General features: G+C 72.2%; 11 protein-coding genes. 8 read left to right on the forward strand and 3 right to left on the reverse strand.

The genetic code is table 11. The features are described from left to right. The first annotated feature begins 79 nt into the window (after positions 1-79). The 6 genes from EOT10_RS00700 (at position 80) to argF (ending at position 9,050) form a co-directional block, all read left to right on the forward strand. Complete coding sequence (locus EOT10_RS00700; RefSeq protein ID WP_127826034.1) at positions 80-1,066, forward strand: LysR family transcriptional regulator; 987 nt, start codon at positions 80-82, stop codon at positions 1,064-1,066. Positions 1,067-1,172: 106 nt separating this feature from the next. After that, a complete protein-coding gene (locus tag EOT10_RS00705) occupies positions 1,173-2,309 on the forward strand; it encodes a cystathionine gamma-synthase (protein ID WP_127826035.1) in 1,137 nt (378 codons plus the stop codon). 176 nt (positions 2,310-2,485) lie between these two features. Beyond that, complete coding sequence (locus tag EOT10_RS00710) at positions 2,486-4,006, forward strand: 3' terminal RNA ribose 2'-O-methyltransferase Hen1 (RefSeq protein WP_127826036.1); 1,521 nt, start codon at positions 2,486-2,488, stop codon at positions 4,004-4,006. Continuing rightward, the gene (locus EOT10_RS00715) at positions 4,003-6,624 is read left to right on the forward strand and encodes a polynucleotide kinase-phosphatase (protein WP_127826037.1); all 2,622 of its coding nucleotides are present in this window, start codon (positions 4,003-4,005) and stop codon (positions 6,622-6,624) included. The genes EOT10_RS00710 and EOT10_RS00715 overlap by 4 nt, the downstream gene beginning before the upstream one ends. Before the next feature lie 75 nt (positions 6,625-6,699). Then, entirely contained in the window at positions 6,700-7,923 is a 1,224-nt protein-coding gene (locus EOT10_RS00720; protein WP_127826038.1) for an arginine deiminase, read from the forward strand. Between the two features lie 119 nt (positions 7,924-8,042). Next, positions 8,043-9,050: an ornithine carbamoyltransferase gene (gene argF / locus EOT10_RS00725; protein WP_127826039.1), complete on the forward strand. Its 1,008-nt coding sequence runs from the start codon at positions 8,043-8,045 to the stop codon at positions 9,048-9,050. 12 nt (positions 9,051-9,062) lie between these two features. Here argF and EOT10_RS00730 read toward each other — a convergent pair whose 3' ends face one another. Continuing rightward, complete coding sequence (locus EOT10_RS00730) at positions 9,063-9,515, reverse strand: ATP-binding protein (RefSeq protein WP_127826040.1); 453 nt, start codon at positions 9,513-9,515, stop codon at positions 9,063-9,065. A 212-nt stretch (positions 9,516-9,727) separates the two neighbouring features. On the opposite strand from EOT10_RS00730, the gene EOT10_RS00735 reads away from it, so the two are divergent. Continuing rightward, a complete protein-coding gene (locus EOT10_RS00735) occupies positions 9,728-10,555 on the forward strand; it encodes an enoyl-CoA hydratase family protein (protein ID WP_127826041.1) in 828 nt (275 codons plus the stop codon). A gap of 2 nt (positions 10,556-10,557) precedes the next feature. Further along, entirely contained in the window at positions 10,558-12,888 is a 2,331-nt protein-coding gene (locus tag EOT10_RS00740) for a bifunctional salicylyl-CoA 5-hydroxylase/oxidoreductase (RefSeq protein WP_127826042.1), read from the forward strand. Here the strand turns inward: EOT10_RS00740 and EOT10_RS00745 are convergent. Beyond that, positions 12,872-13,699, reverse strand: coding sequence for a PaaX family transcriptional regulator (locus EOT10_RS00745; RefSeq protein ID WP_127826043.1), 828 nt, complete (start codon positions 13,697-13,699; stop codon positions 12,872-12,874). The two genes, EOT10_RS00740 and EOT10_RS00745, sit on opposite strands and share 17 nt — an antisense overlap. A 4-nt stretch (positions 13,700-13,703) precedes the next feature. Continuing rightward, the gene (locus EOT10_RS00750) at positions 13,704-15,341 is read right to left on the reverse strand and encodes an AMP-binding protein (protein WP_127826044.1); all 1,638 of its coding nucleotides are present in this window, start codon (positions 15,339-15,341) and stop codon (positions 13,704-13,706) included. Positions 15,342-15,389: the final 48 nt, after the last annotated feature.

Below are 15,389 nucleotides of genomic sequence, written 5' to 3' on the forward strand. Positions count from 1 at the left end.
ACACCCTGCATCAAGGCGGCGGTGAAAGTCCAGAGTTGAGTTTCTTTACCCTCCCCCCACAACTCCTTACTGTTGGCGGATGTTTGACTCACGGCACGTCCGGACGTTCGCCGAGGTCGTACGAACCGGCTCCTACGCGGCCGCGGCCCGGAGCCTCGGCTACACGCAGCCCGCGATCAGCCAGCAGATGAAAGTCCTCGAACGGGCCGTCGGCACACCGCTGTTCGTCAGGGTGGGCCGCGGCCTGAAACTGACCGACGCCGGCGACGTGCTCGCCACGCACGCCGAGGGCATCCTCGGATCCATCGCGGCGGCGCACGAGCAGATGAAGGCGATCACCCGGCTGCGGGCCGGCCGGATCCGCATCTGCGGCTTCCCCAGCGCGAACGCCACCTTGCTCCCCGCGGCCGTCGCGCGGATCACCGAGGACCACCCGGGCGTACGGGTCGAGCTGCTCGAGGAGGAGCCGCCGCTGTCGCTCACGGCCCTGGCGAGGGGCGACTGCGACATTGCCCTGGCGTTCTCCTACGAGGACAGCGAGGACAACGAGGGCAACGGGGGCAACGGGGGCAACGGGGATAACGGGCACAACGCCGAGCGGCAGCAGGGCGGCGGTGACCTGATCGAAGTGCCGCTCCTCGACGACCCGTTGATGCTTCTGATGCCCGCGGACCATCCCCTCGCGCGGCGTCGCACCGTCGAGCTGCGGGAGTTCGCGGACGAGCGCTGGATCGCCGGGTGCAACCGCTGCCGCGGGCACTTCGTCGCGGCGTGCGCGGACGCCGGTTTCGAGCCCGACATCGCGTTCACCACGGACGACAATCTCGCTGTCCAGGGTCTGGTGGCGGCCGGGACGGGCGTGGCCCTGATGCCCGGCATGGTGCTCTCGTTCATGTGCCATCCCAAGGTCGCCGGGCGTCCCGTCGTCCCCGCGGACCATCGCCGGGTGTCCGCGTTCACGCCGGCCGGCCACCAGAAGGTCCCGGCCACCCGGCTCATGCTGGAGGCCCTTCAGGAGGCGGCGGGGGAGCTGCGTCCACTGAAGCCCCGGCGGGCGCGACGCTGACCGGCGAAGCGAGGGCTTCAACTACGCGCATCAATAAGCAAGTTCTTGGGAAGGGGCAAGAAAGACCCAGTGGACCGCACGGGTGCCGTCCTGCACGCTGCTGGCCATGGACGCCTTCGAAACCCTCGCCATCCACGCAGGCCAGGAGCCCGACCCGGTCACCGGGGCGGTCGTCCCGCCGATCCACCAGACCTCGACGTACCGGCAGGACGGTGTCGGCCGGTTGCGCGGCGGCTACGAGTACAGCCGTTCCGCCAACCCGACCCGCACCGCTCTCGAGGAGTGCCTGGCCGCCCTGGAGTCCGGGACCCGTGCCACCACGTACGCGAGCGGTCTCGCCGCCGAGGACACCGCGGTGCGCTCCGTGTGCGCGCCCGGCGACCACGTCGTCATCCCGGACGACGCCTACGGCGGCACGCTGCGGCTGTTCCGGAAGGTGCTCGCCGGCTGGGGCCTGACGTACACGCCCGTCCCGCTCGCCGATCCCGACGCGGTGCGCGCCGCGATCCGCCCCGAGACCCGGCTCGTCTGGTGCGAGACGCCGACCAATCCGCTGCTCGGCATCAACGACATCGCGGCGCTCGCACAGATCGCCCACGACAGCGGGGCACTGCTCGCCGTCGACAACACGTTCGCCTCGCCCTACCTGCAGCAGCCGCTCACGCTGGGCGCGGACATCGTCATGCACTCCACGACGAAGTACCTGGGCGGGCACTCCGACGTCATCGGGGGTGCCCTGGTCGTACGGGACGAGGAGCTGGGCGAGAGGATCCGCTTCCACCAGTTCGCGGTCGGCGCGATCCCCGGGCCCTTCGACGCCTGGCTGACCCTGCGGGGCATCAAGACCCTCGGCGTCCGCATGGACCGGCACTGCGACAACGCGGAGCGCGTGGCGCGGATGCTCGCCGGGCATCCGGGCGTGACGCAGGTGCTGTACCCGGGCCTCGCGGACCACCCCGGCCACGAGGTCGCGCGGAAGCAGATGCGCCGCTTCGGCGGGATGATCTCCTTCCGGCTCGCGGGCGGCGAGCGGGCCGCCCTCGAGATGTGCGGGCGCACCCGCCTGTTCACCCTCGCCGAATCGCTCGGCGGCGTGGAGTCGCTGATCGAGCACCCGGCGCGCATGACGCACTCCTCCGCGGCGGGCACCCCGCTGGAGGTCCCCGCCGACCTCGTCCGCCTTTCCGTGGGCATCGAGAACGCCGACGACCTGATCGCCGACCTGACCCAGGCCCTGGCCTGAGAGCCCGAGATCTGGAGAGCCTGAGATCTTGAGATCTTGAGATCTTGAGATCTTGAGATCTTGAGACCTTGAGACCTTGAGCGCCGGTGACCCACGAGAGCCCCGGCCGGCACCACGGTCCCGGCCGGGCCGAAACTCGCTGGTCACCCGCGCGCATTGCGACCAGACTCGGAAGCGTGTTCCTGAAGATCAGTACGACCGGCACCCCTGAACGCCCCGCGACCGATCTCGGGTTTCTGCTGCACAAGCATCCCGACAACGCGCAGGCGTTCGCCACCTCGCACGGAACCGCGCACGTCCTCTACCCCGAGGCGTCCGCGGAGCGCTGCACCGCGGCGCTGCTCCTCGAGGTGGATCCGGTCGCCCTCGTGCGCCGCGGCAAGGGCCGCGGCGGCGCCCCCGACGCGGCGCTCGCGCAGTACGTGAACGACCGGCCCTACGCCGCCTCGTCCCTGCTCGCCGTGGCCATCGGCAATGTGTTCTCCAGCGCCCTGCGCGGGCAGTGCAAGGCCAGGCCCGAACGGGCGGAGCAGCCCATGCCGCTGCGCGTCGAGGTGCCCGCGGTCCCCGCGCGCGGCGGCGCCGAGCTGGTGCGCCGGCTCTTCGAACCGCTCGGCTGGGCCACGGTGACGGCCGAGCCGGTCGCCCTGGACGAGAAGTTCCCCGAGTGGGGCGACTCGCGCTACGTGCGTCTCGTCCTGGAGGGCGAGCTGCGCCTGGCCGAGGCGCTGCGCCACCTGTACGTGCTGCTCCCGGTGCTCGACGACGCCAAGCACTACTGGGTCTCCGCCGACGAGGTCGACAAGCTGCTGCGGGCGGGTGAGGGCTGGCTGCCCACGCACCCCGAGCAGAAGCTGATCACCAGCCGCTATCTCGCGCGGCGCTGGTCGCTCACGCGCCAGGCCATGGAGCGCCTGGAGCTGGTGCGGCTCGCCGACGCGGACGACACCGACGTCGAGGACCTCGACAACGCGGTCGACGAGACGACGGACACCGAGGAGAAGCCTGTACCTCTGGCGGTCCAGCGGCGCGACGCCATCACGGCCGCTCTCCGGGCGGCGGGCGCGGGCCGGGTGCTCGATCTGGGCTGCGGACAGGGCCAGTTGGTGCAGGAACTGCTCAAGGACCCCCGGTTCACGGAGATCGTCGGTGTCGACGTGTCGATGCGGGCGCTCACCATCGCCTCCCGGCGCCTCAAGCTGGACCGGATGGGCGAGCGGCAGGCCTCCCGCGTCACGCTGCTCCAGGGCTCGCTCGCCTACACCGACAAGCGGCTCAAGGGCTACGACGCGGCGGTCCTCAGCGAGGTCATCGAGCACCTCGACCTGCCGCGGCTGCCCGCACTGGAGTACGCGGTGTTCGGCTCCGCGCGGCCGGGGACCGTCCTCGTGACGACGCCGAACGTCGAGTACAACGTGCGTTGGGAGACGTTGCCCGCGGGGCACGTCCGGCACGGTGACCACCGCTTCGAGTGGACCCGCGAGGAGTTCCGCACCTGGTCCCGCGCGGTGGCCGAACGGCACGGCTATGCGGTCGAGTTCGAGCCCGTGGGACCCGACGACCCCGAGGTCGGCCCGCCCACACAGCTGGCCGTCTTCACCCTGACCGGAACCGACCGGAAACCGAGCCCGACCGACACCAGCCCGACAGACCAGACCTCGACCGACCCGACCCCGAAGGAGGCGAAGACCGCATGACCACCCCCGCATCCCCGGCATCCCCGGCATCCCCGGCATCCCCGGCATCCTCTGCATCCCCTGCTCGTACGCTCCCCGTCACCGACCTGTCCCTCGTCGTCCTCGTCGGCGCCTCGGGGTCCGGCAAGTCGACGTTCGCGCGCCGGCACTTCAAGCCCACCGAGATCATCTCCAGCGACTTCTGCCGTGGTCTCGTCGCCGACGACGAGAACGACCAGAGCGCCAGCCGCGACGCCTTCGACCTGCTCCACTACATCGCGGGCAAGCGCCTCGCGGCCGGACGGCTCACCGTCGTCGACGCGACCAACGTCCAGCAGGAGAGCCGTAAGCAGCTGGTCGACCTGGCGCGGCGGTACGACGTGCTGCCCATCGCCATCGTCCTCGACGTCCCGGAGGAGGTCTGCGCCGCGCGCAACGCGGCCCGCGCCGACCGCGCCGGGATGCCCCGCCGCGTCATTTCCCGGCACACCCGCGAACTTCGCCGCTCCCTGCGGCAGTTGGAGCGCGAGGGCTTCCGCAAGGTGCACGTCCTGCGCGGCGTCGAGGCGATCGACAGCGCCGGGATCGTGCGCGAGAAGCGCTTCAACGACCTCACCCACCTCACCGGCCCGTTCGACATCATCGGCGACATCCACGGCTGCGCGGCCGAACTGGAGACCCTGCTCACCAGGCTCGGTTACGAGGACGGCGTGCACCCCGAGGGCCGTACCGCCGTGTTCGTCGGCGACCTCGTCGACCGGGGGCCCGACTCGCCGGGCGTGCTGCGCCGCGTCATGGCGATGGTCAAGTCGGGCAACGCGCTGTGCGTGCCCGGGAACCACGAGAACAAGTTCGGTCGTTACCTCAAGGGCCGCAACGTCCAGCACACGCACGGCCTGGCCGAGACCATCGAGCAGTTCGCGGGCGAGAGCGAGGAATTCACGCAGGAGGTACGGGAGTTCGTCGACGGGCTCGTCAGCCACTACGTCCTCGACGGCGGCAAGCTCGTCGTGTGTCACGCAGGCCTGCCCGAGAAGTACCACGGCCGTACCTCCGGCCGGGTCCGCTCGCACGCGCTGTACGGGGACACGACCGGCGAGACCGACGAGTTCGGCCTGCCCGTGCACTACCCGTGGGCGGAGGAGTACCGAGGCAAGGCCGCGGTGGTCTACGGCCACACACCGGTTCCGCAGGCCACGTGGCTCAACAACACCATCTGCCTCGACACCGGCGCCGTGTTCGGCGGCAAGCTCACCGCGCTCCGCTGGCCGGAGCGCGAACTCGTCGACGTACCCGCGGAGAAGGTCTGGTACGAGCCGGCCAGGCCGCTGCGGAGCGAGGCGCCCGGCGGACACGACGGGCGGCCGCTCGACCTCGCCGACGTGCAGGGGCGGCGGGCCGTCGAGACGCGGCACGGTGGCCGGGTCGCGGTGCGCGAGGAGAACGCGGCGGCGGCCCTGGAGGTCATGAGCCGCTTCGCCGTCGACCCGCGCCTCGTCCCGTACCTGCCGCCGACCATGGCACCCACGGCGACGTCTCAGAGGGAGGGCTTCCTGGAGCACCCCGCCGAGGCCTTCGCCCAGTACGCCGCCGACGGTGTGGCGCGGGTCGTGTGCGAGGAGAAGCACATGGGTTCGCGGGCCGTGGCCCTGGTGTGCCGGGACGCGGACGTGGCGCGCGAGCGCTTCGGCGTGGACGTGGACGCCGGGCTCACCGGCTCGCTCTACACCCGCACCGGGCGCCCGTTCTTCACTGAGTCCATCAGCGGCTCCGCCGCGGGTGCGCAGGTCACCGAGGAGATCCTCGGCCGGGTGCGCGCCGCCGTCTCCGACGCCGGCCTGTGGGACGAGCTCGACACGGACTGGCTGCTCCTGGACGCCGAGCTGATGCCCTGGTCGCTCAAGGCGTCGGGCCTGCTCCGCTCCCAGTACGCGGCGGTGGGCGCCGCCTCCGGGGCCGTCTTCCCCGGCGCGCTCGCCACGCTGGAAACGGCGGCGGCGCGCGGTGTCGACGTGGCGGAGCTCCTGGCCAGGCAGCGCGAACGGGCCGCCGACGCGGCCGCGTTCACGGACGCCTACCGGCGGTACTGCTGGACCACGGACGGCCTGGAAGGGGTGCGGCTCGCGCCGTTCCAGATCCTGGCCGCGCGGGGCCGGTCCCTCGCCACGCTGCCGCACGACCAGCAGCTCGCCCTCATCGACCGCGTGGTCGAGCACGACGCGTCAGGGCTGCTGCAGACGACGCGGCGGCTCTTCGTGGACACCGGCGACGAGGCGTCCGTACAGGCCGGCGTCGACTGGTGGCTGGAGATGACGGGCCGCGGCGGCGAGGGCATGGTCGTCAAGCCGGTCGAGGCGCTCGCCCGCGACGGCAAGGGCCGGCTCGTGCAGCCGGGCGTCAAGTGCCGGGGCCGCGAGTACCTGCGGATCATCTACGGTCCCGAGTACACGCGCCCGGACCACCTGGAGCGGCTGCGCGGCCGCTTCCTCGGCCACAAGCGCTCGCTCGCGATCCGCGAGTACGCGCTCGGCCTGGAGGCGCTCGACCGGCTCGCGGACGGCGAGCCGCTGTGGCGGGTCCACGAGGCGGTGTTCGCCGTCCTCGCCCTTGAGTCGGAGCCCGTCGACCCGAGGCTCTGACACGGAGACCGAGAAGGTGCGCCCGGCTCCTTGATTGCACGCGCGCGGGCCGCCCGGCCGGGGAAAGATGGATCCATGGGATTCCACGTCGACTCCGAGGCCGGGCGGCTGCGCCGCGTCATCCTGCACCGCCCCGATCTGGAGCTCAAGCGGCTCACCCCGAGCAACAAGGACGCGTTGCTCTTCGACGACGTGCTCTGGGTGCGCCGGGCCCGGCAGGAGCACGACGGGTTCGCCGACGTGCTGCGGGACCGGGGCGTGACCGTGCACCTCTTCGGGGACCTGCTCACCGAGACACTGGCCGTCCAGGGCGCCAGGAAGCTCGTCCTGGACCGCGTCTTCGACGAGAAGGAGTACGGGCCGCTCGCCACCGACCACCTCAGGGCCGCCTTCGAGACGATGCCGGCCACGGACCTGGCCGAGGCGCTCGTCGGCGGCATGACCAAGCGCGAGTTCCTGGACCGGCACGCCGAGCCGACGTCGGTCCGCTTCCACGCGATGGACCTGGACGACTTCCTGCTCGGCCCGCTCCCCAACCACCTCTTCACCCGCGACACCTCGGCGTGGATCTACGATGGCGTGTCCATCAACGCGATGCGCTGGCCCGCACGGCAGCGCGAGACCGTCCACTTCGAGGCGATCTACCGGCACCATCCGCTGTTCCGCGACACGGGCTTTCACCTCTGGTCCGAGGGGCAGGCCGACTACCCGTCCACGATCGAGGGCGGCGACGTCCTGGTGATCGGGCAGGGCGCCGTCCTCATCGGGATGAGCGAACGGACCACCCCGCAGGCCGTCGAGATGCTGGCGCACAAGCTGTTCGCGGCGGGCTCGGCGAAGACGATCGTGGCGCTCGACATGCCGAAACGGCGGGCGTTCATGCACCTCGACACCGTGATGACGATGGTCGACGGCGACACGTTCACGCAGTACGCGGGGCTCGGCATGCTGCGCTCGTACACCATCGAACCGGGCGTGGAAGAACGGGAGTTGAAGGTCACCGACCATCCGCCTGAGCACATGCACCGGGCCATCGCCGCCGCGCTCGGGCTGAGCGAGATCCGGGTCCTGACCGCCACGCAGGACGTGCACGCGGCCGAACGGGAGCAGTGGGACGACGGGTGCAACGTGCTGGCCGTGGAGCCGGGCGTCGTCGTCGCCTACGAGCGCAACGCCACGACGAACACCTATCTGCGCAAGCAGGGCATCGAGGTCATAGAGATCCTGGGCAGTGAGCTGGGGCGGGGGAGGGGCGGCCCACGCTGCATGAGCTGCCCGGTCGAGCGGGATCCGGTGTAGCCGACCGGGTGGCCCCCTCAAGGAGGCTGTATAGAAATGTGGGGCGTCGTATAGACTTCCAACGTCCCTGAGCTCGGGGCCCCCTGCCCGAGCCCATATCCGCACCCCAGGAGCGCCCCATGGCGACAGTCCGTCCCGACCTCACCGGCCGCCACTTCCTCAAGGAGGTGGACTTCACCGCCGAGGAGTTCCGCGGCCTGGTCGACCTCGCCGCCGAGCTGAAGGCGGCCAAGAAGGCGGGGACCGAGACGCAGTACCTCGCGGGCCGGAACATCGCGCTGGTCTTCGAGAAGACCTCCACCCGTACGCGCTGCGCGTTCGAGGTCGCGGCGGCCGACCAGGGCGCGTCCACGACCTACCTCGACCCGTCCGGCTCCCAGATCGGCCACAAGGAGTCCGTGCGGGACACCGCCCGCGTCCTCGGCCGGATGTTCGACGCCATCGAGTACCGCGGGGACAGCCAGCCCGGCGTCGAGGAGCTCGCCGCGTACGCGGGCGTGCCGGTCTACAACGGCCTGACCGACGACTGGCACCCCACGCAGATGCTCGCCGACGTGCTCACGATGGTCGAGCACAACAGCAAGCCGCTCGCCGAGATCGCCTTCGCCTACCTCGGCGACGCCCGCTTCAACATGGGCAACTCGTACCTGGTCACCGGCGCGCTGCTCGGCATGGACGTGCGGATCGTTGCGCCGCGCGCGTACTGGCCGGCCGAGGAGATCATCGCGCAGGCCCGCAAGCTCGCCGAGACGAGCGGCGCCCGCATCACGCTCACCGAGGACATCCCCGAGGGTGTCGCGGGTGCCGACTTCGTCGTCACCGACGTCTGGGTCTCCATGGGGGAGCCCAAGGAGGTGTGGGCCGAGCGCATAGCGGCTCTCGCGCCGTACGCGGTGACGATGGACGTCCTGCGCGCCACCGGGAACGCGGACGTCAAGTTCCTGCACTGCCTGCCGGCCTTCCACGACCTGGGCACCAAGGTCGGGCGCGAGATCCACGAGACGTACGGCCTGGACTCGCTCGAGGTCACGGACGAGGTCTTCGAGTCGGCGCACTCGGTCGTCTTCGACGAGGCCGAGAACCGGCTGCACACCATCAAGGCGATCATGGTCGCCACGCTGGCCTGAGCCCCTCGAGGGCTACTCCGGGCTTGTCCGCTGCGCCGGTATCGCGGGAAGGGTGAACCAGACCGCCTTGCCGGACTCGGTGGGGCGATGCCCGCAGGACGCGCTCAGGGTGCGGATCAGGAGCAGCCCCCGCCCGTGTTCCTGCCACGGGTCCGGCGCCTCGGCCGGGCCCGGCAGCGTCAGATCGCCCGGCGGAGCCGGGTCGCCGTCGTGCACCTCCACCTGGCAGCCGGACGGCAGCAGCTCCACCACCAGCTCGATGGGACCGGTCGCGTGCTCGATGGCGTTCGCGACGAGTTCCGCCGTGAGGAGCTCCGCCGTGTCGCTGTCGGCGGCCGGTGAGTCGAGCTCCGCCAGGGCCTTGCGTATCAGGGCACGCGCGGCCGGTACCGCGGCCGCGGTGTGCGGCAGCGAGATACGCCAGGAGGCGGGGGCGGGCGATGTGGGCACGGCGGGTCCGTTCAGGCGACAGGACTGTGGGGGCTGTGGGGGCTGCGCTGGGCTGTCCTGATTTCAACCATAGGAATGGTAAGCCGTCGAAATCGTACGCCCTCGGCGGGTGGTCGTATCGCGTACTCGTGACGGAAGTCACGAAGCGGTGATAACTTCATGGAGCGACGTGCCCCACACGGGCGCGCCGCACCGTCCGCCGCCCCCGCCCGAGGAGGCCGCACGCCATGAGTCCCTTCACCGGCTCCGCACCGCGCACCGACGACTGGCGTCACCTGAGGTACGCCGTCGACGACGGAGTCGCCACCGTCACCCTGGCCCGCCCCGACAAGCTCAACGCGCTCACCTTCGGCGCCTACGCCGACCTGCGCGACCTCCTCGCCCAGCTGTCCCGTGAGCGCTCCGTGCGCGCCCTCGTCCTGGCCGGTGAGGGCCGCGGCTTCTGCTCCGGCGGCGACGTGGACGAGATCATCGGCGCCACCCTCGCCATGGACACCGCCCAGCTCCTCGACTTCAACCGGATGACCGGCCAGGTCGTCCGGGCCGTGCGCGAGTGCCCCTTCCCGGTGATCGCCGCCGTGCACGGGGTCGCGGCGGGCGCCGGAGCCGTCCTCGCCCTCGCCGCCGACTTCCGCGTCGCCGACCCGAGCGCCCGCTTCGCGTTCCTCTTCACCCGCGTCGGCCTGTCCGGCGGCGACATGGGCGCCGCCTACCTGCTGCCCCGCGTCGTCGGCCTCGGCCACGCGACCCGGCTCCTCATGCTGGGCGAGCCGGTGCGCGCCCCCGAGGCCGAGCGCATCGGCCTGATCGGTGAGCTCACCGACGAGGGCCGCGCCGACGAGGCCGCCCAGGCGCTGGCCCGCCGCCTCGCCGACGGCCCCGCCCTCGCGCACGCCCAGACCAAGGCGCTGCTCACCGCCGAGCTCGACATGCCGCTGGCCGCCTCCGTCGAGATGGACGCCGCGACCCAGGCCCTCCTGATGAACGGCGAGGACTACGCAGAGTTCCACGCGGCGTTCACGGAGAAGCGCGCGCCCAAGTGGCGGGGGCGGTGACCATGCGACCCCTGCGTGTGGCGGTCATCGGCGGCGGACCCGGCGGCCTGTACGCCGCCGCCCTCCTCAAGCGGCTCGACCCGGAACGCGACGTCACGGTCTGGGAGCGCAACGCGCCGGACGACACCTTCGGCTTCGGCGTCGTCCTGTCCGACGAGACGCTCGGCGGCATCGAGCACGCCGACCCCGCCGTGTACGCCGCGCTCCAGGCCGAGTTCGTGCGCTGGGACGACATCGACGTCGTACACCGGGGCACCCGCCACACCTCGGGCGGTCACGGCTTCGCCGCGCTCGGCCGCCGCCGGCTCCTCGAAATCCTCCACGAGCGCTGCCGGCAGCTCGGCGTGGACCTCCGCTTCCGTACCGAGGCGCCGCCCGCCGACGCACTCGCGCACGAATACGACCTCGTCGTCGCCGCCGACGGAGTGCACAGCGCGACCCGCGACGCCCACGCCGACGTGTTCCGGCCGCGTATCGAGGAGCACCGCTGCCGCTACATCTGGCTCGCCGCCGACTTCGCCTTCGACGCGTTCCGCTTCGAGACCGCCGAGACCGAGCACGGCGTCATGCAGCTCCACGGCTACCCGTACGCCCGCCCGTCTCCCGACCACCACCCCTCACCGAGGCCCTCCGGGCCGCCCCTCCCTGTCGGCGACAGCACCGTCATCGTCGAGATGCGCGAGGAGGTCTGGCGGGCCGCCGGATTCGCGGACCTCGACGTGCGTGAGTCCGTCGAGCGCTGCGCGAAGATCTTCACCGAGGCCCTCGGCGGCCGGGGCCTGCGCTCCAACAACTCCGCGTGGACCGCCTTCCGTACGGTCGTGAACGAGACGTGGTCCCACGGGAATGTCGTCCTCGTCGGCGACGCCGCCCACACCGCGCACTTCTCCATCGGCTCCGGCACCAAACTCGCCGTCGAGGACGCCCTCGCCCTCGCCGCGTGCCTCCAGGAGCAGCCCACCACGGCCGAGGCGCTGGCCGCCTACGAGGCGGAGCGGCGGCCCGTCGTCGCCTCCACCCAGCGCGCGGCCCGCGCCAGCCTGGAGTGGTTCGAGAACCTCGGCCTCTATCTCGACCAGCCGGCCCGCCAGTTCGCGTTCAACCTGCTCACCCGCAGCCGCCGCGTCACGCACGACAACCTCCGGCTGCGCGACCCCCACTTCACCCAGGCCGTCGAGCGCGACTTCGGCTGCCCGCCCGGCACACCCCCCATGTTCACGCCGCTGCGCCTGCGCGAACTGACCCTGCGCAACCGGGTCGTCGTGTCCCCCATGGACATGTACTCGGCACAGGACGGGGTCCCCGGCGACTTCCACCTCGTCCACCTGGGCGCCCGCGCGCTCGGCGGCGCCGGGCTCGTCATGACGGAAATGGTGTGCGTCAGCCCCGAGGGCCGCATCACCCCGGGCTGCGCCGGGCTCTACACGTCCGAACAGGCCGAAGCCTGGCGCCGCATCACCGACTTCGCGCACACCCAGGCCCCCGGCACGGCGATCGGTGTGCAGCTGGGGCACTCCGGCCGCAAGGGCTCCACGAAGCTGATGTGGGAAGGCATCGACGAACCGCTCCCCGACGGGAACTGGCCCCTCGTCGCCGCGTCCCCGATCCCGTACCGGCCCGACAGCCAGACCCCGCACGAGCTGACCGTGGCCGAACTCGCCGATATCCGCGAGCAGTTCACGGCCGCCGCCTGGCGGGCCGCCCGCGCCGGCTTCGACCTGCTCGAACTGCACTGCGCCCACGGCTACCTCCTGTCGGGCTTCCTCTCCCCGCTCACCAACCACCGCACGGACGCGTACGGCGGCTCCCTCACGAACCGGCTGCGTTTCCCCCTCGAAGTCTTCGACGCCGTACGGGCGGTGTGGCCCGGCCGGAAGCCCATGACCGTCCGGATCTCCGCCACCGACTGGGCGGACGGCGGCACGGACGCCGCCGACGCCGTCGAGATCGCTCGCGCCTTCGCCGCGCACGGGGCCGACGCGGTCGACGTCTCGACCGGACAGGTCGTCGCCGACGAGAAACCCGCCTACGGCCGCTCCTACCAGGTCCCGTTCGCCGACCGGATCCGCAACGAGACCGGCGTGCCGGTCATCTCCGTCGGTGCGATCTCCTCGTGGGACGACGTCAACTCGCTGATCCTGGCCGGTCGCACCGACCTGTGCGCCCTCGCCCGCCCCCACCTGTACGACCCGCACTGGACCCTGCACGCGGCGGCCGAGCAGGGCTACGCCGGTCCCGGTGCCGCCTGGCCGAAGCAGTACGAGGCGGGCAGCCGCCGCCCCCAGACCGGACGCCTCGACGCGCCCAAGCCCCGGCTCACGCTGGGGAGTTGACCGGATCCTCCGCGAATTCCGCGCCCGCGTCCCGCAGTCGCTCGTGCAGTGCCCGGAACACCTCCGCCGACCGCTTCCCGGGCCACCGGTCCGGCAGCAGCCCGGCGGGCAGCCCCGGGTCGGCGTACGGCAGATGGCGCCAGGAGTCGAGGGCCAGGAGGTAGTCCCGGTACGCCTCCTCCGCCGGGGTGTCACCGGGCGGGCGCGCCTGCCAGGCCGCCAGGACGGGCGCGTGCTCGGCGAGGAACGCCTCGTGCAGCGCGGCAAGCCGGTCCAGGTCCCACCAGCGGGCCACCGCGTCAGCCGTCGCCGCGTAGCCCAGGTGCTCACCGCGGAACAGGTCTACGTACGGGGACAGTTCGAGCCGTTCCAGGGTGTGCCGGGTCTCCTCGTAGAGGGTCGCCGGGGCGATCCACACGCCGGGGGCCGCGGCGCCGAAGCCGAGCCCGGCCAGGCGTGAGCGCAGGACGTGCCGCTTGGCGCGCTCGGCCTCCGGCACGGAGAACACGGCGAGCACCCAGCCGTCCTTCTCGCCGGCCGGGGCCCCGTAGACGCGCCGGTCACCGTCGTCCAGGAGCTGCCGCGCCGCCGGCGACAGGGCGTACCCGGCCGCGCCCGTACCCGTGCGCTCCGGCAGGAGCAGCCCGCGCCGCTTGAGCCGGGACACGCAGGAGCGCACGGCGGGCGCGTCGACGCCGACCGCGCCCAACAGGCGGATCAGCTCGGCGACCGGCACGGGGCCGGGGAAGCCGCGCCCGTACGCGCCGTAGAGGGTGACGATCAGGGACCGGGGAGTGTGCAGCTCGGACACGTGATCACTTTAGATGGCCGGGAGGACCGCCCGTCGCGCGCAGCCGGAACCGCTGCAGCTTCCCGGTCGCCGTGCGGGGCAGCGCGTCCAGGAACACGATCTCGCGCGGGCACTTGTACGGCACCAGCTCCGCCTTCACGAACGCGCGCAGGGCGTCCGGGTCCCGCCGCGCGCCGTCGCGCAGCACGACGTACGCGACCGCGATCTGCCCGCGCTCGTCGTCGGGTTGCCCGACCACCGCGGTCTCGGCGACGTCGGGGTGGCGCAGGAGTGCGTCCTCGACCTCGGGGCCCGCGATGTTGTACCCCGCCGAAATGATCATGTCGTCGGCGCGGGCGACGTACCGGAAATAGCCGTCGGGCTCGCGGACGTACGTGTCCCCGGTGACGTTCCACCCGCCCCGCACGTACGCCGTCTGCCGCTCGTCGGCGAGATAGCGGCAGCCGACGGGGCCCCGCACGGCGAGCAACCCCGGTTCTCCGTCTGGCACTTCGGACCCCGAGTCGTCCACCACGCGCGCGTGCCAGCCGGGCACGGGCACGCCGGTCGTGCCGGGGCGGATCGCGTCGTCGGCGGCCGAGATGAAGATGTGCAGGAGTTCCGTGGCGCCGATGCCGTTGATGATGCGGATCCCCGTCGCCTCGTGCCAGGCCCGCCAGGTCGCGGCCGGCAGGTTCTCGCCCGCGGAGACGCACCGCCGCAGCGACGAGAGGTCGTGCCCGTCCCTCCCTTCCAGGAGCGCGCGGTAGGCGGTCGGCGCGGTGAACAGGACCGACACCCGGTGTTCGGCGATGGCGGGCAGGAGCTGCCGGGGGCCCGCCTGTTCCAGGAGCAGCGCCGAGGCACCGGCCCGCAGCGGGAACACGACGAGCCCGCCGAGCCCGAAGGTGAAGCCGAGCGGCGGACTTCCCGCGAACACGTCGTCCGGCGTCGGCCGCAGCACATGGCGCGCGAACGTGTCGGCGATGGCGAGGACGTCCCGGTGGAAGTGCATGCACCCCTTGGGGCGCCCGGTCGTGCCCGACGTGAACGCGATCAGGGCGACGTCGTCGGCGGCGGTCTCCACGGCCTCGTACGTCTGAGGCAGCTCCCCGCCGCGCCGCAGGAGGTCGTCCGGGCTGTCCCCGCCGAACGTGGTGACGCGCAGCCCCGGCACCTCGGCCTTCACCAGGTCGTCCACGGTGCGGGTGTCGCACAGCGCGTGCGTGACCCGCGCGATCTCGCAGACCGTGGCCAGCTCGTGCGCCCGTTGCTGCGCGAGCACGGTGACGGCGACGGCGCCCGCCTTCATCACCGCCAGCCAACAGGCCGCGAGCCAGGGCGTGGTGGGCCCGCGCAGCAGCACCCGGTTCCCCGGCCGCACGCCGAGCTCGCCGCTGAGCAGATGCGCGATCCGGTCGACGCGGCGGCGCAGCTCCCCGTACGTCCACACCTCGCCGTCACCGGTGCGGAACGCCGGCCGTTCCCCGCCGAAGCGCTCGGCGGTGCGGTCGAGCAGTTCGGCCCCGCAGTTGAGCCGATCGGGGTAGCGCAGCTCGGGGAGGTCGAAGACGAGGTCGGGCCAGAGGCCGGGCGGCGGGAGATGGTCGCGCGCGAAGGTGTCGACGTGGGCCGACATGTGCGGCGGCGGAGCGTCTGTCATGGCCGTGCGCCCCCTAGGTGTGGTGGGCTCGCGCAACGAGTGGGCGTG

It is taken from the genome of Streptomyces antnestii, from assembly GCF_004005495.1.
Lineage (GTDB): Bacteria > Actinomycetota > Actinomycetes > Streptomycetales > Streptomycetaceae > Streptomyces > Streptomyces antnestii.